General features: G+C 71.6%; 19 protein-coding genes and 1 other RNA gene. 7 read left to right on the top strand and 13 right to left on the bottom strand.

Going from position 1 to position 21,582, the window contains the following annotated elements:
• Nucleotide 1 precedes the first annotated feature (1 nt).
• The 7 genes from KBC94_RS19090 to KBC94_RS19060 form a co-directional block, all read right to left on the bottom strand.
• Complete coding sequence (locus KBC94_RS19090; protein WP_294373570.1) at nt 2–1,183, bottom strand: amidase; 1,182 nt, start codon at nt 1,181–1,183, stop codon at nt 2–4.
• A 16-nt stretch (nt 1,184–1,199) separates the two neighbouring features.
• Nucleotides 1,200–2,216: an ABC transporter ATP-binding protein gene (locus KBC94_RS19085; RefSeq protein WP_294373568.1), complete on the bottom strand. Its 1,017-nt coding sequence runs from the start codon at nt 2,214–2,216 to the stop codon at nt 1,200–1,202.
• Nucleotides 2,217–2,229: 13 nt separating this feature from the next.
• Nucleotides 2,230–3,264 (bottom strand): ABC transporter ATP-binding protein, encoded by a 1,035-nt coding sequence (locus KBC94_RS19080; RefSeq protein ID WP_294373567.1) that lies wholly within the window; start codon nt 3,262–3,264, stop codon nt 2,230–2,232.
• Nucleotides 3,261–4,154, bottom strand: a complete 894-nt coding sequence (locus tag KBC94_RS19075) for an ABC transporter permease (protein ID WP_294373565.1) — start codon at nt 4,152–4,154, stop codon at nt 3,261–3,263. Before KBC94_RS19075 ends, KBC94_RS19080 begins: the two co-directional genes overlap by 4 nt.
• 3 nt (nt 4,155–4,157) lie before the next feature.
• Complete coding sequence (locus KBC94_RS19070; RefSeq protein WP_294373563.1) at nt 4,158–5,111, bottom strand: ABC transporter permease; 954 nt, start codon at nt 5,109–5,111, stop codon at nt 4,158–4,160.
• Nucleotides 5,112–5,154: 43 nt separating this feature from the next.
• Nucleotides 5,155–6,825 carry an ABC transporter substrate-binding protein gene (locus tag KBC94_RS19065; RefSeq protein ID WP_294373558.1) on the bottom strand — a complete coding sequence of 557 codons (1,671 nt, stop codon included), beginning with the start codon at nt 6,823–6,825 and terminating at the stop codon, nt 5,155–5,157.
• Nucleotides 6,826–6,989: 164 nt separating this feature from the next.
• Complete coding sequence (locus KBC94_RS19060; protein WP_294373556.1) at nt 6,990–7,811, bottom strand: IclR family transcriptional regulator; 822 nt, start codon at nt 7,809–7,811, stop codon at nt 6,990–6,992.
• Between the two features lie 77 nt (nt 7,812–7,888).
• Here KBC94_RS19060 and pyrC point away from each other — a divergent pair, with 77 nt between their 5' ends.
• The 4 genes from pyrC to htpX are packed head-to-tail and all read left to right on the top strand — an operon-like array spanning nt 7,889 to nt 11,626.
• Complete coding sequence (gene pyrC, locus KBC94_RS19055) at nt 7,889–8,923, top strand: dihydroorotase (RefSeq protein ID WP_294373553.1); 1,035 nt, start codon at nt 7,889–7,891, stop codon at nt 8,921–8,923.
• A complete protein-coding gene (locus KBC94_RS19050) occupies nt 8,920–9,906 on the top strand; it encodes an NYN domain-containing protein (RefSeq protein WP_294373550.1) in 987 nt (328 codons plus the stop codon). The genes pyrC and KBC94_RS19050 overlap by 4 nt, the downstream gene beginning before the upstream one ends.
• Before the next feature lie 5 nt (nt 9,907–9,911).
• Nucleotides 9,912–10,748: a DUF3025 domain-containing protein gene (locus tag KBC94_RS19045; protein WP_294373716.1), complete on the top strand. Its 837-nt coding sequence runs from the start codon at nt 9,912–9,914 to the stop codon at nt 10,746–10,748.
• Nucleotides 10,745–11,626, top strand: a complete 882-nt coding sequence (htpX, locus tag KBC94_RS19040; protein ID WP_017761873.1) for a protease HtpX — start codon at nt 10,745–10,747, stop codon at nt 11,624–11,626. Before KBC94_RS19045 ends, htpX begins: the two co-directional genes overlap by 4 nt.
• 182 nt (nt 11,627–11,808) lie before the next feature.
• On the opposite strand, the gene KBC94_RS19035 is transcribed toward htpX, so the two are convergent.
• The 3 genes from KBC94_RS19035 to KBC94_RS19025 are packed head-to-tail and all read right to left on the bottom strand — an operon-like array spanning nt 11,809 to nt 15,182.
• Complete coding sequence (locus KBC94_RS19035) at nt 11,809–12,873, bottom strand: ProQ/FINO family protein (RefSeq protein ID WP_294373546.1); 1,065 nt, start codon at nt 12,871–12,873, stop codon at nt 11,809–11,811.
• A gap of 54 nt (nt 12,874–12,927) precedes the next feature.
• Nucleotides 12,928–13,425 carry a VUT family protein gene (locus tag KBC94_RS19030; protein ID WP_294373712.1) on the bottom strand — a complete coding sequence of 166 codons (498 nt, stop codon included), beginning with the start codon at nt 13,423–13,425 and terminating at the stop codon, nt 12,928–12,930.
• 53 nt (nt 13,426–13,478) lie between these two features.
• Entirely contained in the window at nt 13,479–15,182 is a 1,704-nt protein-coding gene (locus KBC94_RS19025; RefSeq protein WP_294373542.1) for an FAD-dependent oxidoreductase, read from the bottom strand.
• A 175-nt stretch (nt 15,183–15,357) separates the two neighbouring features.
• Between KBC94_RS19025 and KBC94_RS19020 the strand changes: the two genes are divergently transcribed.
• Nucleotides 15,358–16,245 carry a hypothetical protein gene (locus KBC94_RS19020; protein ID WP_294373539.1) on the top strand — a complete coding sequence of 296 codons (888 nt, stop codon included), beginning with the start codon at nt 15,358–15,360 and terminating at the stop codon, nt 16,243–16,245.
• Between the two features lie 23 nt (nt 16,246–16,268).
• Here KBC94_RS19020 and cysK read toward each other — a convergent pair whose 3' ends face one another.
• The gene (gene cysK, locus KBC94_RS19015) at nt 16,269–17,189 is read right to left on the bottom strand and encodes a cysteine synthase A (RefSeq protein ID WP_294373512.1); all 921 of its coding nucleotides are present in this window, start codon (nt 17,187–17,189) and stop codon (nt 16,269–16,271) included.
• 124 nt (nt 17,190–17,313) lie between these two features.
• Between cysK and rnpB the strand changes: the two genes are divergently transcribed.
• Nucleotides 17,314–17,632: RNase P RNA component class A (gene rnpB, locus KBC94_RS19010), an RNA gene on the top strand.
• A 62-nt stretch (nt 17,633–17,694) separates the two neighbouring features.
• Here the strand turns inward: rnpB and KBC94_RS19005 are convergent.
• Nucleotides 17,695–18,489, bottom strand: coding sequence for an RNA pseudouridine synthase (locus KBC94_RS19005; RefSeq protein ID WP_294373509.1), 795 nt, complete (start codon nt 18,487–18,489; stop codon nt 17,695–17,697).
• Entirely contained in the window at nt 18,486–20,186 is a 1,701-nt protein-coding gene (locus KBC94_RS19000; RefSeq protein WP_294373507.1) for an MBL fold metallo-hydrolase, read from the bottom strand. Before KBC94_RS19000 ends, KBC94_RS19005 begins: the two co-directional genes overlap by 4 nt.
• Nucleotides 20,187–20,333: 147 nt before the next feature.
• On the opposite strand from KBC94_RS19000, the gene KBC94_RS18995 reads away from it, so the two are divergent.
• The gene (locus tag KBC94_RS18995; protein WP_294373505.1) at nt 20,334–21,557 is read left to right on the top strand and encodes an amidohydrolase family protein; all 1,224 of its coding nucleotides are present in this window, start codon (nt 20,334–20,336) and stop codon (nt 21,555–21,557) included.
• Nucleotides 21,558–21,582: the final 25 nt, after the last annotated feature.

Genomic DNA, 21,582 nt, shown 5'->3' with positions numbered 1-21,582 from the left:
TTCAGTGGGCCACCAGCCGTTCGGCCAGCGCGATGAGGCTGCGGTCGCTGCCGGCAGGGCCCAGCAGCGACAGGCCCAGCGGCGCATCGTCGCGGCGCGCGAGCGGCAGCGACAGCTGCGGAAAGCCCGCGAGTCCTGCCAGGCACAGCAGGCGGATGGACCGGTTGCGGTAGTCCTCCAGCGCCGATTCGGGGTCGCTGCGCAGCGGCGCGATGTCGGGCATGGTGGGCATCACCAGCACGCCGTCGTGGCCCAGCAGCGCGGCCAGGTGGGCACGGAAGCGGGTGCGAAAGGCCTGCGCCTCGGCCACCTGCGCATCGGTCACGCCGCGCGAGAAGGCGAAGCGCTCCTTCACGCCCGGCCCCAGCGGCGGCGCGAAGCGCTCGATCAGCGGGCCGTCGGTCATCCAGGCCTCGCGGCCCTGGATGTGGCGGAAGTGCCAGTACATGGCGTCGAAGCTCTCCAGCGCGGCTTCGACGGGAGTGGCCGTGCCCAAGGCGGCCTCCACCTGCGCCAGTGCGGGCTGCAGCGCTTCGGCGGCCTCGGGCGTGGCCAGCGCCCAGACGTCGGTGGGGCGCAGCAGGCGCGGCCGTGTGGGCGGGGGCGCCGGGTCGGCGGCCAGCAGCACGTCGGCCACGCGGGCAAAGGTGCCGATGTCGCGCGCGAACCAGCCACAGGTGTCCAGGCTGGGGGCGAGGTCCAGCGCGCCTTCCAGGCTGACCCGGCCGTGGGTGGGGCGAAGGCCGACCAGGCCGCAGTGGTTGGCCGGGGCGCGCACCGAGCCGCCGGTGTCGGTGCCCAGCGCGAAGTCGCACAGGCTGTTGGACACCGCCGAGGCCGAGCCCGATGACGAGCCGCCGCTGATGCGCCCCGGCACGGCACCGTTGATGGGCGCGCCGAAGTGCGCGTTGTCACCGTTCATCGAGAAGGCGAGTTCGTCGGTCACCGTCTTGCCGGCCAAGGCCGCGCCGGCATCGAGCAGCTTCTGCACCGTGGATGCGGTGCGGGTCTTGATGCCCGACATCGCCAGCACGATGGGGCTGCCGCCGCCGGTGGGGTAGCCCGCGACGTCGAACAGGTCCTTCACCCCGAAGGTCAGGCCCGCCAGCGGCCCGGTGGCGGCATGCGGCACCGGCGTGTCGGGATAGGGGACGAAAGCGTGGACGGGGTCGTGCAGAGGCATGGGTTTCCTGAAGCGGTCAGGCGAGCGCGGGGGCCAGGCCGGCGGTCTCGTCGGTGCGGTTGCAGCGGGCGCGGTGGCCCGGGTCGAACTGGACGACGCGCGGCTGGCCGTCCAGGCAGGCCTCGGTGGCCAGCGTGCAGCGGGGCGCGAAGGCGCAGCCCGGCGGCAATGCGGCCAGGTCTGGCGGTGCGCCGGCGATGGTGCCCAGCGGCGTGCCGCGGTCCATGGCGCCATGGGCCCGGCTGCGCAGCAGGGCGATGGTGTAGGGGTGGCGCGGCCGGTGGATCAGCTCGCGCGCCGTGCCTTCCTCCACGATGCGGCCGGCATACATCACGGCGATGCGGTCGGCCACCTCGACGGCGGCGCCGATGTCGTGCGTGACGAAGATCGTTGCCAGCCCCAGGTCGCGCTGCAGCTCGCGCAGCAGCAGCAGGATCTGGATCTGCACCGTGGCGTCGAGCGCGGTGGTGGGCTCGTCGGCCAGCAGCAGTTGCGGGTTGCAGGCCAGGGCCAGCGCGATCATGGCGCGCTGGCGCATGCCGCCGGACATCTCGTGCGGATAGGCCGCGAGACGGCGCTCCGGGCTGGGAATGCGCACGCGCTCGAACAGGGCCAGCGCACGCGCATGGGCGGCGGCCTTGTCCAGGCCCTCGTGCCGGCGCAGCGATTCGACGATCTGGGCGCCGACGGGGTAGACCGGGTCCAGCGCCAGCAGCGGCTCCTGGAAGATCATCGACGCCACCTTGCCGCGGTAGGCCGACAGTTCGCGGCCCGACATGGCCAGCACGTCGCGCCCCGCCACCTGCACCTGGCCGCCGATGTGGGTGCGCCGCTCGGGATGCAGGCGCAGCAGCGTGCGCAGCGTGACGCTCTTGCCCGAGCCCGATTCGCCGATCAGCGCCACCACCTCGCCGCGGCGCACCTCCAGGCTCACGCCGCTGACGGCCTGCACCGGCTTGCGGCCGCCAGTGAAGGTGACGGTCAGGTCGTGCACGCGCACGAGCGGCGCCTGGGCATCGGGCAAGTCGTTCATGGAGGTCATGGGGTCATGCGGCCACAGCGGGCGCCTGCGGATGGCCGCTGCCGGCCTCGTGCACCAGGCAGCGCGCCACGCGCAGCGGCGCGACCGGCAGCAGTACCGGCGCACGCTGGCTGCACACGGGCGCGGCATGGGCGCAGCGCGGATGGAAGCGGCAGCCCGAGGGTGGGTCGATGGGATTGGGCGGGTCGCCGGCCAGTGGCGCCTCTTCGGTGCGGCGGTCCGGGTCCATAGAGGGCATGGAGGACAGCAGCGCCTGCGTGTACGGGTGCGCCGGCTCGTCGTAGAGCGCATCGGCCGGACCGACCTCCGCCACCTGTCCCAGGTACATCACCATCACCCGGTCGCTCATGTAGCGCACCACATGCAGGTCGTGGCTGATGAAGACATAGGTCAGGCCGAACTCGGCCTTGAGCTGCTGCAGCAGGTTGATGACCTGCGCCTCCACCGACTTGTCCAGCGCCGAGACGGCCTCGTCCAGGATCACCAGCCGCGGCTGGAGCGCCAGGGCGCGGGCGATGTTGACCCGCTGGCGCTGCCCGCCCGAGAGCTCGTGCGGCCAGCGCTCGGCAAAGCGCGAGGGCTCCAGGCCCACGCGCGCCAGCAGGTCGCGGGCGCGCTCCACCGCCTCGCGCCGGCGCACGCCGTGCACCTGCGGGCCGAAGGCGATCGAGTCCTCGATGGTCAGCCGCGGGTTGAGCGAGGCATAGCTGTCCTGGAACACCATCTGCACCTGGCGCCGGAAGTCCTTGAGCGGCAGGTCGCGCGAGCCGACCACGCGGCCGTCGAACACCACCTCGCCGGCCGTCGGCGCGATCAGGTGCATCAGCAGCCGGGCCGTGGTGCTCTTGCCGCAGCCGGATTCGCCCACCACGCCAAGCGTCTCGCCCTTGAGCACCTCGAAGTCCACGCCGTCCACCGCGCGCACCACGCCACCCGCGCGGCCCAGCAGGTCCTTCTTGAGCGGGAAGTGCTTCTGCAGCCCGCGGATGGTGAGCAGCGGCTGCGCCGGGCCGCCGACGTCGTCGTCGTGCATCGTCATGCCTTGTTGTCCATGGCGGAGCGCAGCCCGTCGGAAAGGAGGTTGAAGGCGATGGAGGTGATGAAGATCATCACGCCCGGCAACGCCGCCACCAGCGGCTGCGTGTAGATGGCGGTGCGCAGCGTGTTGAGCATCAGGCCCCATTCGGGCTCCGGCGGCTTCACGCCCAGGCCCAGGAAGGACAGGCCCGAGGCCAGGATCATCGACACCGCCACCAGGCTCGTGGCGTACACGAAGATGGGCCCGAGCACATTGCCCAGCACATGCACCCGCACGATGGTGAAGCCGCTGGCGCCCGAGGCGCGCGCCGCCTCCACGTAGTCGCGCCCGCGCACCTGCGTGGTCACCGACTCCGCCACCCGCGCGATCTGCGGGATGAACACGATGGTCAGCGAGATCAGCGAGTTGGTGATGCCTGCGCCCAGCGTGCCCGACAGCGCGATGGCCAGCAGCACCGACGGAAAGGCATAGAAGACGTCGATGGTGCGCATGATGGCCGTGTTGACCAGACCGCCCGCATAGCCGGCGAGGATGCCGATGCCCGAGCCGACCACGAAGGCGCACAGCACCGGCGCGATGCCCATGAACAGCGACAGCCGCGCGCCCACGACCAGGCGCGACAGCAGGTCGCGGCCCAGTTCGTCGCTGCCCAGCGGCAGGCCGGGCGTGCCCACCGGCTTGAGGCGCTTGAACATCGAGGACTGGTAGGGATCGGCCGGCGCCAGCCAGGTACCGAAGATGGCCATCAGCACCAGCAGCAGCACCACCACGGCGGCGACCATGGCCACGGGGTCGCGCACGAAGCGCGCGCCCACCGAGGCCCAGTAGCCGCGCGTGCGCTGCGCCGGCAGCGGCTGAACGTCGGCGGGAGATGAAAGAACGGCGGACATCGATCAGCTCCGGGCGATGCGCGGGTCGAGCAGCGTCTGCAGCACGTCCACCGCCAGGTTGAGCAGCACGAAGAACAGCGCCAGCACCAGGATCGTGCCCTGCAGCAGCGGCAGGTCGCGCTGGAAGATGGCGGTGTTGAGCAGGAAGCCCGTGCCGGGCCAGGAGAACACCGTCTCGATCAGGATCGAGCCGCCGAGTAGGTAGCCCAGTTGGAGGCCCATCACCGCCAGGGCGGTGGGCGCCGCGTTCTTGACCACGTGGCGAAAGACGCCGAACTGTGTGAGCCCCTTGGCCTTGAGGCCGACGATGAATTCCTGCGCCAGCAGCTCGGCCACCAGCGCCCGCACCGTGCGGGCGATGATGCCCATGGGAATGACCGACATGGTCAGCGCCGGCAGCAGCATGAACTGCACATGGGCCCAGTCCCAGGCCCACTCGCCGGAGCCGCCCGGGCCGGCACCGGTCGCGGGCAGCCACATCAGCTGCGACGAGAACACGATCACCATCACCATGCCCAGCCAGTAGTGCGGCGTGCTCACGCCCAGCACCGAGAGCAGCGAGGCCAGACGGTCGATGACGGAGTTGCGGAAGTAACCCGCCACGAAGCCGAACAGCGACCCAAGCACGAAGCCGATGGCCGTGGCCAGCACTGCCAGCCGCAGTGTGTTGACGACAGCGCGCATCACCTCGCCTGCCACCGGCCGGCTGGTGCCGATGGACAGCCCCAGGTCGCCGTGCAGCGCCCGCCATACCCAGCGCACGAACTGCTCCGGCAGCGGCCGGTCGAAGCCATAGACCGAGCGCAGTTGGGTCTGCAGTTCGGCCGAGGCATCGGCCGGCAGCACCGACACCAGCGGATCGCCCGGTGCGATGTGCACCAGGGCAAAGCACACCAGCGTCACGCCCAGCATGATGGGCACGGTGTAGAGGATGCGTCGGAGCAGGTAGGCGAGCATGGCGGGGTCGTTCAGGCCGTCTCGGTGAAGCGGCTGCGGGCCGTCACTGCATCTTCATGGTCGCGATGTCGATGAACCAGCTCTTGGGCTGCACGACGTTCTGCACCTTGGGCGAAATGGCACGCGGGCCCACGTCGTGCGCGACGAAGAGGAAGGGCGCCTCGTCCACCACGCGGGCATGCAGCTCGGCCAGGGCGGCGTCGCGCGACTTGTCGGCGAAGCTGGTGCGGGCCTTCTCGACCAGGGCGTCGGTCTTGGGGTCGCTGTAGTAGCCCCAGTTCTGCGCGACCGGCGGCTGGGCCTTGGTGCTGACGAAGCGCACCATGGCGAAGAAGGGGTCCATGGTGGCGGCGCTCACGTTGGTGGCATGGGCGCCATGCGCGCCGGGGTCCTTGGCGCCCAGGCGCCAGCCGGAGAACAGGGTGTTCCACTCCACCACGTCGAAGTCGACGTCGAACCAGCAGTCCTTCAGGCTCTGCTGGATGAACTCGTTCATGGGCAGCGGCTGCATCTGGCCCGAGCCCGAGGCCGAGGTCTGCACCTTGACCTTGGCCGGCTTGGCGGCCGAGTAGCCGGCCTGCTGCATCAGCTTCTGGCCGGCGGCCACGTCGTACTTGATCTGGAAGGTGGGGTGGCCACGCCACGGATCGCCCGGCTCTGCGATGCCGGTGGCTTCGACCATCATGCCGCCCAGCAGCTCCTTGAGCGCGGCGCGGTTGAGGCACAGGTTGGCGGCCTGGCGCACCTTCAGGTCCTTGAAGGGCGAATCGGGCAGCAGCGAGAACTGCCAGGGCCACAGGTGCGGCTGCAGGTTGGAATACACCTTGAAGCCGCGCTGCTTGATGGTGGCCAGCGCATCGGGCGCGGGCGCCTCGATCCAGTCCACTTGGCCCGACAGCAGGGCGGCGGTGCGCGAGTTGGCCTCGGGCAGCGGCAGCAGCACCACGCGGTCGATCTGCGGGCGGCGGGCGGCGTCCCAGTACTCGGGGTTCTTCACCATCTCCAGACGCTCGCGCGGCACGAACTTCGAGGCCTTGAAGGGGCCGGTGCCCGAGGGGTCGGCGGCGAAGGCGGTCCAGGCCTGCTTGGCGCGCTCGGCCTTGTCGGTCACGCTGGCCGGCACGGCGTCGAACTTCTTCTGCCAGTGGGCCGGCGAGGCCATGAACAGGTTGGTGAGGTTGATCGGCAGGAAAGAGTCGGGCTCGCTGGTGGTCAGCTCCACCGTCAGGTCGTCGACCTTGCGGGCGGTGCGCAGCGTGGGCATGCGCGAGGCCGTCACGCCGATCTGGGCCGGGTCGTACTGCGGTGCGGCCTTGTCGAGCACCTTGCCCACGTTCCACACCACGGCGTCGGCGTTGAAGGGCGTGCCGTCATGGAACTTGACGCCGGGGCGCAGCTTGAAGAGCCACTTGGTCTTGTCCTTGGCGTCGACCGCCCACGACACCGCCAGGTCGGGGATCACCACGCTGGGCTTGGTGGCCGAGCTCAGGTCCCACTGCGTGAGGCTGTCGTACATCGGGATGCCGGTGAAGCGGTTGCCTTCGTAGCCCTGATCGGGCTGGCCCGAGGTGCGCGGGATGTCGGCGGCGGTCATGGCGATGCGCAGCACCTTCTCCTGCGCGTGTGCGGTGCCCAGACTCAGGGCAAGGGTGGCGGCCAGCGCGCTGGCGCGCAGTGCGGAGACACGGAAGGACGGACGGGCGGGGCAGGGCATGGAGCGGCCTCGAAGGTTGAGAGATGCCTCTGCATTGCAAAGCGCGTGCCTGCCTGCGTGAATCGGTAATAGCTATTTTTGTATCGATAGTCGATACGTTTCGTCGTTGCGGTGCATGGCCGCACCTCGGCGGGTGCGTGGTGGGCGGGCGTGGTGCGGGAGGGTCAGTGCGGCAGCGCGCTCGCGATGGCGCGCGCGCACTCGATCACCATCGGCGCCAGCTTCTTCTGCGCCGCCTCCAGCGTCCAGCGGCTGGTGGGCGGCGACACATGCACCGCCCCATGCGGCCGGCCGCGCCGGTCCACGATGGGCGCGGCGATGCCCATGTCGCCGAGGAAGAGTTCCTCGTCGTTGGTCGCGTAGCCCAGCTTGCGGCAGGCCGCGACGCGCGCCTGGATGGCGGCGATGCCGGTCAGCGTGGCGGGCGTGCGTGCCACGCGCGTGGAGCCCTGCAGCAGCGCGCGCACCTGATCGTCGGGCAGGCAGCTCATCCAGGCGCGGCCGCTGCTGGTGCAGTACATGGGAATGCGCATGCCCACCGGCGTCAGCACCGGGATGAACTGCGTGGTCATGCGCTGCGCCACATAGAGCATGTCGAAGTCCAGCGGTTCGGTGAGGCTGGCCGTCTCGCCACTCGCGCTGGCCAACTGCGCCAAGTAGGGGTTGGCCGCCTGCACCAGCGGATGGCTGGCCACGTAGTTGAAGCCGATGTCCATGCTGCGCGCCAGCAGGCGGAAGCGCCGCGTCTGGCCGTCCTTGCCCACGTAGCCCAATACCTGCAGCGTGTGCACCGTGCGCTGCGCCGAGGCGCGGGTCATGCCCGTGCGCTCGGCGATCTCGGCCAGCGTCATGGTGCGGTGCGCGGCGTCGAAGCTGCGCAGCACTGCCAGGCCCTTTTCCAGCGACTGGTTGTAGAGCGGGTCGGCCGCATCGGCGGCCGGTGCGGCAGCGGTGGGGATGCGTGGGCGTCGGGCGGGCGGGGCCATCGGAGTTGGGCGGGAAGAGACCATCGATTCTGCGCGAGGCAAGGCCCATGCCGGGGCCGATGGGACAATCCCGCGCCATGACCGACACCCTCACGATCACCCGACCCGATGACTGGCACCTGCACGTGCGCGACGGCGCCGCCCTGCGCGACGTGGTGCCGCACACCGCGCGCCAGATGGGCCGCGCGCTGATCATGCCCAACCTGCGTCCGCCGGTGACCACCGCCGAGCAGGCCCTGGCCTACCGCGACCGCATCCTGGCTGCCGTGCCCGAGGGCGAGCGCTTCGAGCCGGTGATGTCGCTCTACCTCACCGACAGGCTGCCGCCCGAGGAAATCGCCCGTGCCGCCGCCGCCGGCGTGCGCGCCCTCAAGCTCTACCCGGCCGGCGCCACCACCAACAGCGATGCCGGCGTCACCGACATCCGCAAGACCTACGCCACGCTCGACGCCATGCAGAAGCATGGCCTGCTGCTGCTGGTGCACGGCGAGGTGACCGATCCGGCCATCGACCTGTTCGACCGCGAGGCCGTCTTCATCGACCGCGTGCTGCGCCCGCTGCGCGCCGACTTCCCGGAACTGCGCATCGTCTTCGAGCACCTGACCACGCGCGAGGGCGCGCACTACGTGCGCGACGAAGGCGGCGAACACACGGCCGCCACCATCACGGCGCACCACCTGCTCTACAACCGCAACGCCATCTTCACCGGCGGCATCCGGCCGCATTACTACTGCCTGCCGGTGCTCAAGCGCGAGGAGCACCGCCAGGCGCTGGTGCAGGCCGCTACCAGCGGCAGCCCGCGCTTCTTCCTGGGCACCGACAGCGCGCCGCACCCGGCCCACCTGAAGGAACACGCCACCGGCTGCGCCGGTTGCTACACGGCCCTGTCGGCCATCGAGCTGTATGCCGAGGCCTTCGACAACGCCGGCGCGCTGGACAAGCTGGAAGGCTTCGCCAGCTTCCACGGCCCCGACTTCTACGGCATGCCGCGCAACACCGGCACCATCACCCTGCGCCGCGAGGCCTGGACGCTGCCCGAGACGGTGCCCTTCGGCGAGGCCACCCTCAAGCCGCTGCGCGGTGGCGAGACGGTCGGCTGGAGGCTGGCATGAGCACGACGGCGCCGCTGTCCGGCGGCAAGGTGATGCTGCTGGTCGACGCCGACAACGTGTCGGCCGACGTGATGGAACAGGCCGTGCGCCGCGTGCTGGCCGAGCATGGCCACCTGCACGTGCGCCGCGCCTACTGCACCCCCGAGGTCGCACTGCGCCACCAGGGGCTGTTCAAGCGCCTGGGCATGCGACCGCTGGTCAACCTGGCGGCGGGCAAGAACAGCACCGACATCGCGCTGGCGGTGGATGCGCTGGACCTTGCCATCGCCGAGCGGCCGCAGGTGGTGTACCTGGTGTCCTCCGACTCCGACTTCGCCCCGCTGGTGCTGCGCCTGCGCGAGAAGGGCTGCCGCGTGTGCGGCATCGGCCAGCAGGGCAAGACGGGCGATGAGACGCGGGCGGCCTACGACCATTTCATCGACCTGGTCCACAAGGGCGGCGAGGCGATCGCGGCGCCCGCACCCGGCCCGGCGGCGACGTCGGCGCGTCCGCCTGCCGCACGCAAGGTGGCGGCGAAGAAGGCGCCCGCGGCCAGGAAGACGTCGCGCCGCGCCGCTGCCGAGTCGGCGCCCGCACCGGCCCCGGCACTGCCCCCCGCACCGGCACTGCCCCCCGCGCCAGCGGCGGCGCCCGCCAGGAAGAAGGCGAGTGCGTCCCCTGCCGCCAGGAAGACGCGCAGCGCCGGCACCCGCGGCGAGCGCGTGGTCGAAGCGGCGCCACCAGCCGAGGCGCCGGCCGTCGCACGCAAGACGGCTTCGGGCCGCCAGGACGCCTTGGTCGATGCCGACACCATCCTCGGCGCCGTGCCCGCCCTGCGCGGGGGCGCCGAAGTGGCCCTCAACGACGTGGCCCAGGCGCTGCGCGCTGCGCGGGTGCTGGGCAAGAACGCCAGTTCGATCAAGCTCTTCGACAAGCTGCCGGCGGACTTCCAGGTGCTGCACCAGCCCGACCGTATCCGCTGGAAGGGCGCGGCCGGCCGTTGAGCCCGTTGCCGGCCGTCGACTGGGAGCACCCCGGCCTGGCGCCCTGGCGGCGCTGGGGCGAGCCGGTCGCGCGTGCCGCCGCCAGCCTGCGCCTGCATGCGGCACTGCAGTCGCTGGCCGCGCCGCCGCAGCCCGGCTTCGTCCCGCAGGAAGCGCTGCCTGCCGACCAGCCTTACGAATGCTTCATCGACCGCACCGGCCGCGTGCCCACGCGCGACAACCTGCACGACTTCTTCAACGGCCTGGTCTGGCTGGCCTTTCCAACGGCCAAGCGCCAGCTCAACCGCCTGCAGGCGGCAGAGATCGCGGCGCGCGGCATCGGCCCGGTGCGCGGCCGGCTGCGCGATGCCATCACGCTGTTCGACGAGCACGGCGCGGTGCTGCAGGCGCCGCCCGTCCTCTGGGCCGCCCTGCAGGCGCGCGACTGGCGCCGGGCCTTTGTCGATCTGCGGCCGCTGTGGGCTGAAGCGCGCCTCACGGTCTTCGGCCATGCGCTGATGGAGAAGCTGGTGGCCGGCCAGAAGTCGGCCACGGCGCATCTGCTGCTCGGCCCAGACCCGCACGATCCCTCGCTGACGGCCGACGACGGGCGTCTGGTCGACGCGCTGACCGCTGACTGGCTCGTGCGCAAGCCCTTCACCCCGCTGCCCGTGGCCGGCGTCCCCGGCTGGCACCCGGGGAACGCGAACTTTTGCTTTTATGATGACTCGGAGGTCTTCCGACCTCGCCGCGCTGCAGACCCAGAACAACTTACAACGGTGCGGCATGCCGTGATGCTTGAAGCGGGCCGGGGGGCCCCCATCTTCACGGCGTCCCTTCCTCCCACGGAGAAACCGACTTGAAACGCATCTTCCTGTTCGTGCTCACGAACGTCCTGGTGGTCGCCGTGCTCGGCGTCGTCGCCAGCCTGCTGGGCGTCAACCGCTACCTGACGTCCAATGGCCTCAACCTCGGCGCGCTGCTCGGCTTCGCGCTCATCATGGGCTTCGGCGGCGCGATCATCTCGCTGCTGATCTCCAAGCCCATGGCCAAGATGAGCGCCGGCGTGCGCATCATCAACGAGCCGCAGTCGCCCGACGAGGCCTGGATCGTCGCCACCGTGCGCAAGTTCGCCGACCAGGCCGGCATCGGCATGCCGGAGGTCGGCATCTTCGAGGGCGAGCCCAATGCCTTCGCCACGGGTGCCTTCAAGAACTCGTCGCTGGTGGCCGTCTCCACCGGCCTGCTGCAGAACATGACGCGCGACGAAGTCGAGGCCGTCATTGGCCACGAGGTGGCGCACGTGGCCAACGGCGACATGGTGACGATGACGCTGATCCAGGGCGTGATGAACACCTTCGTCGTGTTCCTGTCGCGCGTGATCGGCTACTTCGTCGACAGCTTCCTGCGCCGCGGCGACGACCGCGAGAACAGCGGCCCCGGCATCGGCTACATGGTCACGACCATCGTGCTGGACATCGTGCTGGGCTTTGCCGCCGCCATGGTGGTGGCCTGGTTCTCGCGCCAGCGCGAGTTCCGCGCCGACGCTGGCGCCGCCAAGCTGATGGGCCGCAAGCAGCCCATGATCAACGCCCTGGCCCGCCTGGGCGGCCTTCCCGCCGGCGAACTGCCCAAAGCGGTCGAGGCCATGGGCATCACCGGCAGCATCGGCAAGCTGTTCGCCACGCACCCGCCCATCGAAGAGCGCATCGCGGCGCTGCAGGCTGCGCAGCAGGGCTGATGCGCGAGAGGCCGGGGCGCGCGCCCTGGGCCTCCGACCAAAGGAAAGGCGCCTCCGTTGGGGGCGCCTTTTTTATGGCTCGGCGTCAGACGCATTCCGGGCCTCTTGCGTTCCGCGCGCGCCGGTCCGGCGGTGCACTGCTCGAGCCAGGCGCCGCGTGGCGCCCGGCTGTTCGCACTTGGTCAGGCCTCGCTCGGCGTTTCGCTCACCGCGGGATCAGCAGCGGCCGCCGTCTTGCTGGCCTGCTTGCCCAGCACCCGCCGCGCTTCGCCCAGGTCCATGCCGTACATGGCGGCGAAGGCCTCGACCGTGGGCTGGCCGCTGGCCTCGAAGGCGCGCTGCAGCGCCTCGCGCCGGGCCAGTCGGCGGCCGTGCTCGGTGAAGGCTTCGTCGATCAGGGCCAGGGCATCCGGCTGCGCCACGCGCACCTGCTGCACATAGTCCATGCGTTCCAGGCCGCTGGCGCCGATGGCGTCGGCCAGGCGGGCCACGAGTTGCGGACGCAGGTCCTCCTGCGTGCGGCCCTGCCGGCGCTTGAAGAGTTCGACGATGGCATGGTGCACGTGGTCGGGCGCCAGCTCTTCCACCGGATGGCCGTCCAGGTCGTGGCGCGGGACGCGGTTGGCGATGGCGTCCAGGTAGCGGGTGGAGCGCGCATGCTGGCCCAGCGCCACCTTCAGCTCGTCGCCCGGCAGCACCTCGGCATGGCGGGCCAGCAGGTCCTCGTAGATGCCGCGCTTGAGCGGCAGGAAGCGCGCGCCGAACAGGTGGGGATACAGGCCGGCCAGCGTCTCCAGCAGCGGATGCACCTTGCGGCCGGCGTTGCGCTGGGCCACGTTCTGGCCCTTGGCCGGGTTCTGGCGCTGGGCCTGCGGCTGGCGCTCGGGCTGGGCGCCGTCGGCGGCGGGCCGGCCCGCACCACCGTTGCCCTGGCCACGGCCGCCTCGGCGGCGCCGTTGGCCACGTTCACCGCGTTCTTCGCCGCGTTCGCTGCGTTCACCGCGCGTGAGGCCCGCTTCCGGGGTCGGGGCAGGCCCCGCAGCTGCTGTGCCGTCCGCGGTCGGCGCGGCGTCGGCGCTGCCGGCAGGGGCATTGCCGGCGGATGCCGATGCAGCGCCGCTGGCCGGCGTGGGCGCGCTCGAAGCGGCTGCCGGGGCCGGCGCTGCGGCGGTGGGCGTGGCGTCGGCGCTCGAAGGCGCGGCATGCGCGGGCGTGTCGTGGAACGGCGTGTCGTTGTGGTCGCTCATATCGGTCGCAAAGCGCCTGCGCCGGGGCAGGCGTGAAAAAGGGGATGGAAAGACTCAGGCGGAGGCACGCAGGCCACCCGCCAGTTGGCGGGCGATCAGCAGCCGGAAGGGCAGCAGCATGCCGACGCCGACGGCCAGCTTGACCGCCAGATCGCCGACGGCCCAGCTGAGCCACGGATCGGACGTGCCCGCGAAGGCCACGCCCCAGAAGATGGCCGTGTCGAGCACGGCGGCCAGCAGCGTGGCGGCCAGCGGCGCGCGCCACCAGCGCCCCTGCCGCAGACGGTGGAAGACGCCGATGTCCAGCAGCTGCGAGGCGATGAAGGCCAGCCCCGAGGCCGCAGCGATGCGCGCGGGCGCCAGCAGCGCCGACATGGCCACCGCCACCGCGAAGCCGAACCATGCCACGCGCCGGGCCAGCGCGGGGCCGTGCAGCCGGTTGACCACCTCGCTCACCAGGAAGGCGGCCGGGTAGGTGAAGGCGCCCCAGGTCAGCCAGTCGTTGATTGGGAACTGCACCAGCACGTTCGAGGCGAGTACCACCGCCGCCATGGCGGCGATGGCCGGTGCGAGCGAGCGCCACAGCGGGATGACGGTGCGCGTGTTCATGCCGGCACCCGCTGTGCTTCGGCCTCGGCTGCGATGGCGCGCGCCACGGCCTCGGCCACCTTGATGCCGTCCACGCCGGCCGACAGGATGCCGCCCGCGTAGCCCGCGCCTTCGCCGGCCGGGTACAGGCCGACCAGGCCGGGGCATTGCAGCGTCTCTCCGTCGCGGGCGATGCGGATGGGCGAGGAGGTGCGCGTCTCCACGCCGGTCAGCACCGCGTCGTGCAGGTCGTAGCCGGGCAGCTTGCGCGCGAAGGCCGGGAAGGCCTCGCGCATGGCCTCGATGGCATAGCCGGGCAGGGCGGCATGCAGGTCGCCGGGCAGCACGCCCGGCTTGTAGCTGGGCACCACCTCGCCGAGCGCGGTGGAGGGGCGGCCGGCCACGAAGTCGCCCAGCAACTGGGCGGGTGCACAGTAGTCGCTGCCGCCGAGCACGAAGGCCTGCGACTCCAGCCGCCGCTGCAGCTCGATGCCGGCCAGCGGATGCGGCTTGCCGCGCGCGGCCTCCTGCAACTCGGGCGACAGGGGCAGGTGCTGGTAGTCGGTCGGGTAGTCGCGCGGCTCGATGCCCACCACGATGCCCGAGTTGGCATTACGTTCGGCACGCGAGTACTGGCTCATGCCGTTGGTCACCACGCGGCCGGGCTCGCTGGTGGCGGCCACCACCGTGCCGCCCGGGCACATGCAGAAGCTGTAGACCGCGCGGCCGTTGTTGGCGTGGTGCACCAGCCGGTATTCGGCCGCGCCCAGCGCCGGATGGCCCGCATGGCGGCCCCATCGGGCGCGGTCGATCAGGCTCTGCGGATGCTCGGCGCGAAAGCCGATGGAAAAGGGCTTGGCCTCGATCGGCGCGCCGCGGGTGTGCAGCATGCCGAAGGTGTCGCGCGCGCTGTGGCCCAGGGCGATCACCACATGGTCGGCGCGCAGCTCGTGCGCCTGGCCGCTGGCCTGGTCGACAGCGGTGACGCCGCGCACATGGCCATCCTCGACCCGCAGGTCGGTCACCCGGTGCTGGAAGCGGATCTCGCCGCCCAGGGCGATGATCTCGGCGCGCATGGTCTCGACCATCTTCACCAGCCGGAAGGTGCCGATGTGCGGATGCGCCTCCCACAGGATGTCCTCGGGCGCGCCGGCCTTGACGAACTCGTTGAGCACCTTGCGGCCCAGGTGGCGCGGGTCCTTGATCTGGCTGTAGAGCTTGCCGTCGGAGAAGGTGCCGGCGCCGCCCTCGCCGAACTGCACGTTCGACTCCGGATGCAGGTTCTTGCGCCGCCACAGATCCCAGGTGTCCTGCGTGCGCTCGCGCACGGCCTTGCCGCGCTCCAGCACGATGGGCCGGAAGCCCATCTGCGCCAGCAGCAGCGCCGCGAAGATGCCGCAGGGCCCGAAGCCCACGACGACGGGCCGCAGCCCACCCTCGGGCGCGCGCACCGGCGCCACGTAGCGCATGTCGGGTGCGGGCTGGATGTGGGGGTTCTCGGCGTGGCGCTGCAGCAGCGCGGCCTCGGCGGCTGGATCGGCCAGCGCCACGTCGACGATGTAGACGGTGAGCAGCTCGGCCTTGCGCGCATCGAAGCTGCGCTTGTGCACGGTGTGCGACGCGATGTCGGCGGGCTGGACGCCCAGCGTGCTGGCGATCAGGGCCGGCAGCGCTTCGGGCGCGGGATCGAGGGGAAGCTTGAGTTCGGAAAGGCGGATCATCGGCGCGGGCCCGTGGTGATCGGGCAGGGCGTAGAGAAAGGGCGCGATTGTCGCCGATCGGGCCGTGGTGATTCTTCCGGCGTTTGCGTGACGCAATGCGCGGCGCTCGCCCGGGAGGTGGAGTGGCGGTGCACACAATCTCGCCGCCCGCACCGCGGGGAGGACACACAAGAAGATGCCGCACTCATCCATCCGCCCGACCGGGCGATGCCGCGCCCTGGCTTGCGCCGTGGCCGTGGCGCTGTCGTCGGGCGCCATGCCCGGCCATGCCCAGCTCGCGCCGCCCGCAGACACCACCAACGCCGCGGTGCCTACCGAGGCCGTTGCCGACCGCGCGCCAGAGGCGCCGGCTGAAGCCGGCGCAGCCGTCGCACAGCCGGATGTGGCCGCTGCCGCTGCGCCAGTGCCGGCCCCGAGCGCTGACGCGCCGCGGATCGTCACGCGCGTCGTCTTCGCCCGCGACGGCCAGAAGCAGGGTATCGAGCGCCTGCATGTGGTCCGCCGCCAGAACACCATGAACAACGTGGCTGGCCAGGTAGCCCTGAACGTGGCGCTGCTCGCGCTGGGCGTGGGCGCCGCAGGCGCCGGCTTTTCCAAGACCGACCTGCTGGGCGACGACATTCCGGAACTGGCCAACGACCCGGTCGCGGTGAACCCCGGTCTGGACGACCTGCGAGATGCACTGAGCGTGATCGCGACCCGGGTCTACGCCGAACGCGCGGCCAAGGCGCAGGCCGACGCCCGCACGGATGGTTCGACGCCGGAGGAGATCAAGGCTGCAGGCGAAGTGCCCGATACCCTGGACACGCCGCTGCATCCCCGCGCCTGGCAACTGGTGTACGAGAACCTGTCCACAGACGACGGGCTGTACCGGCTGCGCTTTTCCGCGGAGATGGGGCGGGCCGGCTTCATGCGGCCGCCGATGCTGTGCGCCTACGAGTCGGAGCCGCTGAGCTGGGCCGCCTGGCGCTCCCAGAACTGGCAGCCGTTGCGCGAGGCGCGGAGCAAGGCCGTCGCCCACTGCACCGAGGTGCTGGGCGCCTTCGCCGAAAAACGCTGGTAGGCGAAGGCGCGGGGTGCGGCCACTCAGGCCGGCAGGAAGCCCTCCACCGACAGGTAGCGCTCGCCGGTGTCGTAGTTGAAGCCCAGCACCACCGCATCGGCCGGCAGCTCGGGCAGCTTCTGCGCGATGGCGGCCAGGGTGGCGCCGGAGGAGATGCCGACCAGCATGCCTTCCTCGCGGGCGCAGCGGCGGGCCATCTCGCGGGCCGGCTCGGCGTCGACCTGGATGATGCCGTCGAGCAGGTCGGTCCTCATGATCTGCGGCACGAAGCCGGCGCCGATGCCCTGGATCGGGTGCGGCGCCGGGCTGCCGCCGGACAGCACGGGCGAGGCCACCGGCTCCACGGCGAAGACCTTGAGCTTCGGCCACTTCTTCTTGAGCACCTGTGCGCAGCCAGTGATGTGGCCGCCGGTGCCCACGCCGGTGATGATCGCGTCGAGGCCGCCCGGAAAGTCGGCCGCGATCTCCTCGGCGGTGGTGCGCACATGCACGTCGACGTTGGCCGGGTTGTTGAACTGCTGCGGCATCCAGGCGCCGGGCGTGCTGGCCACCAGTTCCTCGGCGCGGGCGATGGCGCCCTTCATGCCCTTTTCCTTGGGCGTCAGGTCGAAGCTGGCGCCGTAGGCCAGCATCAGGCGGCGGCGCTCGATGGACATGCTCTCGGGCATCACCAGCACCAGCTTGTAGCCCTTGACCGCCGCCACCATGGCCAGGCCGACGCCGGTGTTGCCCGAGGTGGGCTCGATGATGGTGGCGCCCGGCTTGAGCGCGCCGGACTTCTCGGCGTCCTCAATCATGGCCAGGGCGATGCGGTCTTTGATGGAGCCGCCGGGGTTGCCTCGCTCGGACTTGATCCACACCTGCTGCGTGGCGTTGCCGAAGAGCTTGTTGATGCGCACGTGCGGTGTGCGGCCGATGGTGTCGAGGATGCTGCTGGCTTTCATGGCGTCGTCATCTCCTTGGAAGGTTCGGGCGGACAGGAATGGAACGGGCCATTGTGGCGAGATTCGGTGGCAGGCTCCTGTCGGCGGCTTTGCCGCCGCGGCGATCACGGATAATCACGCCCGTGAAGCACGCCAGACCGCCGCTGGTGCAATCGCCGAAAGGCGGCACTGGAGGAACGTCCGGACTGCACAGGGCAGCGCAGGAGCTAACGGCTCCCCATCGCGAGGTGAGGATCAGAGCAACAGAGACGAGCCGATTCAGTTCGGGTGAAACGGGCAATCTCTGCGCGCAGCAATACCAAGTAGGTGAACGTCGAGGCGGCCCGCTGAGTTCACGGGTAGGTAGCATCGAGCCGTCCGGGTGACCGGCGGCCCAGACAGATGGCGGTCACACCGCGGGCAACCGCGGTGCACAGAATCCGGCGTATCGGCGCGCTTCACAACTTACATCCCCTCGAAACGCCAGCTTGCTGGCGTTTCGTCTTTGTGGCGGCCGTGGGGCGCGCTAGAAGCGCTCGCTGGCCCGCAGCAGGCGCCACTGTCCGGGCGCCAGTCCGGCCAGCGGCACGCGGCCGATGCGCAGCCGGCGCAGGCCGACCAGCCGCAGTCCCGCGCGGTCGCACAACTCGGCGACGCGGTGGGCGTCGGCGCCGCCGATCACCAGCCGCAGCCCGGTCGTGCCGCCACCCTGGCGCGCGAGGCTGGCGGCGGCGGGGCGCAGTGCCGCCAGTTGAGCCGGCTGCGGCTCGCCCTGCACCTCGGCCAGGAACTCGTGCTCCACCAACCCCGCCTCGTCCACCAGCCGGCGCCAGACGCCGCGCACCTGCGTGTGCACGACCAGGCCGCTGGCCGCATCGCCCAGCGCGGCGGCGCAGTGCTGCTGCATGAACAGGCCCGGCGCCGTGGGCGCCTGCGGATGGGCATCGACGCGCTGGTCGACGGCCCATTCCTGGACATCGGCCGGCACGCCCGCGGGCTTGTGCCACAGCAAAGTGGCGGGAGGCAGGGGGCGCGGCTGCGCGCGTTCGTCGACCTCCACCTGCTGGCCCGGCGCGACGCGCTGCTGCGGCGCCGCGGCCGGCTGGCCATCCACGCGCACGGCGCCCTGGGCGATCAGCATCTCGGCATCGCGCCGCGAGCAGCCGCGCAGGGCCGCCACGCGCTTGGCCAAGCGCTCGCCGTCTTCGGGGGCCGGGGGGGCGGAAGGGGCCGCGCCGCGGGCTGCGTCCCTGCGTGGCGGCGCATCGTCCGGCCGGCGCGCGGCGCGCACGCGCGGTGGGCGATCGGGCGGGTTGTTCATTCGGGTGCGAAGCTGGAGGGCTGCGGCGCCGGCTCGGAGGCCCGCACCAGGATGCGCTCGATGTGCGCCTCCAGCGAGCGTGCGGCCACCGGCCACAGGTGGCGCGGCGTGTCGGCATAGGCCATCTCCAGCCAGTCCTGCGGCGTGCCGCTGGGCTTCTTGCGCATGGCGGCGGCGATCTTCGCCTCGCGCTGCAGCCGGTGGGCCTTGAGCCGGGCGATGGCGGTGCGGGCCGCGCCCAGCACATAGCCGTGGGCCGGCAGGATGTGCTCGACGTGGAAGGCCGCGCAGGCCTCGTCCAGCCGGTCCAGCGACTCGAGGTAGTCGCTCATGTTGCCGTCCGGCGGATCGATGACGGTGGTGCTGCCGTTGAGGATGTGGTCGCCCGAGAAGAGCAGGCCGTCCTCCTCCAGCACCACGCAGAGGTGGTTGGCCGCATGCCCGGGCGTGTGCAGGACGCGCAGCGTGTGTGCGACGCGCTGGCCGCTGCCGTCGTCGGCCGGGCCGCCTTCGAGCTTGAGGCTCTCGCCGTCCGCCAGGGCGCGGTCGGGCGTGAAGCGCGCGGTGGGCCGGGCGGTGGGCGCCGAGGGCAGGCCGAGGATGGGCGGGCGCTTCTCGCACAGCGCCTGCAGCGGCAGCGCGCCAGGCGAATGGTCCGCGTGCGAGTGGGTGCAGACGATGGCGCGGATGTCGCCCTGGGTGGCGCGCCAGAGCCGGCCGATGTGGTCGAAGTCGTTCGGGCCCGGGTCGATCACGATGTAGCCGCTGTCCCGGTCGCCCACGATGTAGCTGTTGGTGCCGGGGCCGGTCATCACGCTGCCGTTGGGCGCCGTGAGGCGCTGCACGTTGTGCAGCAGCGGCACGGGCGCCTCGTGCTGCCAGTCGAGCGCATGGCCGATCTGGCCGTCGGGGCAGACCAGGGCCAGCTCGCCGTAGGGCGACTCGTGCTCCATGTAGCGCGCCTCCTCGCCCTTGAGCAGGCCGGCGCGCGGGCAGCTGCTCCACAGGGGGCGCTCGCTCGCACAGGCTTCGAGCACGGCATGCACGTTGGGAAAGGTGGCCAGCCGCTGCAGCGTGCGGATGGTGGGAAAGATGATGTCGAAGCGGCCGGCGGCATGGCGCTCCAGTGCGTCGGCCGGGCGAACCCAGCTGGGCTCGAATTGCTCGGACTCGTCGGCCTGCGGCGTCTGGCCGGGCGGCATGCGGGCCACCAGGAAGAGCACGTCGAAGCGCTTGGGCAGATCGCGGTCGGTGATCCAGTGCGCGAAGGCGAACACGCGGTCGGTGGCCAGCCGCAGGCCGCGCTGCGCGCACTGCTGCGCGAAGGGCACGGCCGGCGGCGTGCTGCGGTCCATGGCGGCGACCTCGGCGGCGCTCACGGGGCGGCCATCGGCATGCTCGGCCAGCAGCACGCCCAGTTCCTCGAAGGCCTCGCGCACCGCGGCGATGGCGTGGGTGAGCTGTACCCGGGGCTGGGTGCGGCGGCGCAGAGCGATGCGGCGGGTGTCGGTGTCCTCCTCGTCCACGCGCCCGCCGGGGAAGACGTAGGCGCCAGGGGCGAAGCTGGCCGTGGCGGAGCGCCGGGTCATCAGCACCTCCATGCCCAGCTCGGTATCGCGCAACAGCAGCACGGTGGCGGCCGCCCGTGCAGGGGCCGGTTCGCGTGGGGGATGGAGTTGCTGGGAGAGCCGGGGCATCGCCGCATTATCAGCAGCGCGGTCGATGCGCGCATGCCCGTCGTCGCGGCCTTGTCGGCGCGATGGCATGATGGCCGCTTTGCCCCGAAGCCGGGCGGCATGCCCGGCTGCCGCCGGCCCCGGCCGACGGGCGCCGAGGAGAGCCGGATGGATCTGACCCGCGCCACGGACGCGCCCTGGTTGTTGCGCCGCGTGCGGCCGATGGGGGGCGCTGCGGTCGATGTGCTGGTGCAGGCGGGACGGATCGCTGCGATCGGCCCTGAACTCGCCCCACCCGCCGGCACGCCGGAAGAGGAGGGCGGCGGCGCCCTGCTGCTGCCGGGCCTGGTGGAGTCGCACACCCACCTCGACAAGACGCTGTGGGGCCTGCCCTGGTACCGCAACGCGGTGGGCCACCGGCTGATCGACCGCATCGACAACGAGCGCGAATTCCGCGCCGCCAGCGGCCACGACGCCGCCACACAGTCGATGCGGCTGGCGCGCGCCTTCCTGGCGACCGGCACCACGCGGCTGCGCAGCCACGTGGACATCGATACCCAGGCCGGCCTGCGCCACCTGGCCGGCGTGCAGCGCACCGCCGCGGCGCTCGCGCCCTGGCTGCAGATCCAGACCGTGGCCTTCCCGCAGTCCGGTCTGCTCGGGCGACCCGGTACGGCCGACCTGCTGGATGCGGCGATGGCCGAGGGGGTCGACGTGCTGGGCGGGCTGGATCCCTGCGCCATAGACGGCGACCCGGTGCGTTCCCTCGATGTGCTCTTCGGCCTGGCCGACCGCCATGGCAAGCCGCTGGACATCCACCTGCACGAGCCCGGCGCCATGGGCGCCTTCTCGCTAGGGCTGATCCTGGAGCGCATCGCTGCCCTCGGCATGCAGGGCCGCGTCGCGGTGAGCCATGCGTTCTGCCTGGGCGATCTGCCCGCGGCCGAAGTGCATGCCCTGCTGGCGCGGCTGGCCGAGCTGGACGTGGCCCTCATCACCAGCGCGCCGCCCTCGCGGTCCGTGCCGCCGCTGTTGGCGGCCCGCGCCGCGGGCGTGACTGTGGCGGGCGGCAACGATGGCATTCGCGACACCTGGACGCCCTATGGCCGCCCCGACATGCTGGCGCGCGCCATGCAGATCGGGCTGCGCTACAACCTGCGCCGCGACGACGAGATCGATGAGGCGCTGGATTGCGTCACCGCGGCCGGCGCGCGGGCCTGCGGCTTCGCGGCCTACGGGTTGGCACCTGGCTGCCGGGCCGACCTGGTGCTCGTCGAGGCCGAGACGGCGGCCGAGGCGGTCGTGGCCCAGCCGCGGCGCCGGCTGGTGGTGGCGGGTGGGCAGATCGTCGCGCGTGGGGGCGAAGTGCTGGCCGGACTTCCCGAAGGCTGAGGCCGCTCGCTGGCGTCGCTGTCGA

The organism is Pseudacidovorax sp. (assembly GCF_017991995.1).
Classification (GTDB): Bacteria; Pseudomonadota; Gammaproteobacteria; order Burkholderiales; family Burkholderiaceae_C; genus Xenophilus.
Note: the sequence above shows the minus strand (reverse complement) of the source record. Positions and strands in the feature narration are given on the sequence as shown.

Excerpts from the sequence above, each read along its gene's own strand:
- pyrC (WP_294373553.1), top strand. The coding sequence starts at position 7,889 with ATGACCGACACCCTCACGATCACCCGACCCGATGACTGGCACCTGCAC.
- KBC94_RS19070 (WP_294373563.1), bottom strand. The coding sequence starts at position 5,111 with ATGCTCGCCTACCTGCTCCGACGCATCCTCTACACCGTGCCCATCATG.
- KBC94_RS19025 (WP_294373542.1), bottom strand. The coding sequence starts at position 15,182 with ATGATCCGCCTTTCCGAACTCAAGCTTCCCCTCGATCCCGCGCCCGAA.
- KBC94_RS19035 (WP_294373546.1), bottom strand. The coding sequence starts at position 12,873 with ATGAGCGACCACAACGACACGCCGTTCCACGACACGCCCGCGCATGCC.
- KBC94_RS19005 (WP_294373509.1), bottom strand. The coding sequence starts at position 18,489 with ATGAACAACCCGCCCGATCGCCCACCGCGCGTGCGCGCCGCGCGCCGG.
- KBC94_RS19075 (WP_294373565.1), bottom strand. The coding sequence starts at position 4,154 with ATGTCCGCCGTTCTTTCATCTCCCGCCGACGTTCAGCCGCTGCCGGCG.
- KBC94_RS19000 (WP_294373507.1), bottom strand. The coding sequence starts at position 20,186 with ATGCCCCGGCTCTCCCAGCAACTCCATCCCCCACGCGAACCGGCCCCT.
- KBC94_RS19090 (WP_294373570.1), bottom strand. The coding sequence starts at position 1,183 with ATGCCTCTGCACGACCCCGTCCACGCTTTCGTCCCCTATCCCGACACG.
- KBC94_RS19020 (WP_294373539.1), top strand. The coding sequence starts at position 15,358 with ATGCCGCACTCATCCATCCGCCCGACCGGGCGATGCCGCGCCCTGGCT.
- KBC94_RS19050 (WP_294373550.1), top strand. The coding sequence starts at position 8,920 with ATGAGCACGACGGCGCCGCTGTCCGGCGGCAAGGTGATGCTGCTGGTC.
- KBC94_RS19030 (WP_294373712.1), bottom strand. The coding sequence starts at position 13,425 with ATGGCGGCGGTGGTACTCGCCTCGAACGTGCTGGTGCAGTTCCCAATC.
- KBC94_RS19080 (WP_294373567.1), bottom strand. The coding sequence starts at position 3,264 with ATGACGATGCACGACGACGACGTCGGCGGCCCGGCGCAGCCGCTGCTC.
- KBC94_RS19060 (WP_294373556.1), bottom strand. The coding sequence starts at position 7,811 with ATGGCCCCGCCCGCCCGACGCCCACGCATCCCCACCGCTGCCGCACCG.
- KBC94_RS19085 (WP_294373568.1), bottom strand. The coding sequence starts at position 2,216 with ATGAACGACTTGCCCGATGCCCAGGCGCCGCTCGTGCGCGTGCACGAC.
- KBC94_RS19065 (WP_294373558.1), bottom strand. The coding sequence starts at position 6,825 with ATGCCCTGCCCCGCCCGTCCGTCCTTCCGTGTCTCCGCACTGCGCGCC.
- KBC94_RS18995 (WP_294373505.1), top strand. The coding sequence starts at position 20,334 with ATGGATCTGACCCGCGCCACGGACGCGCCCTGGTTGTTGCGCCGCGTG.
- cysK (WP_294373512.1), bottom strand. The coding sequence starts at position 17,189 with ATGAAAGCCAGCAGCATCCTCGACACCATCGGCCGCACACCGCACGTG.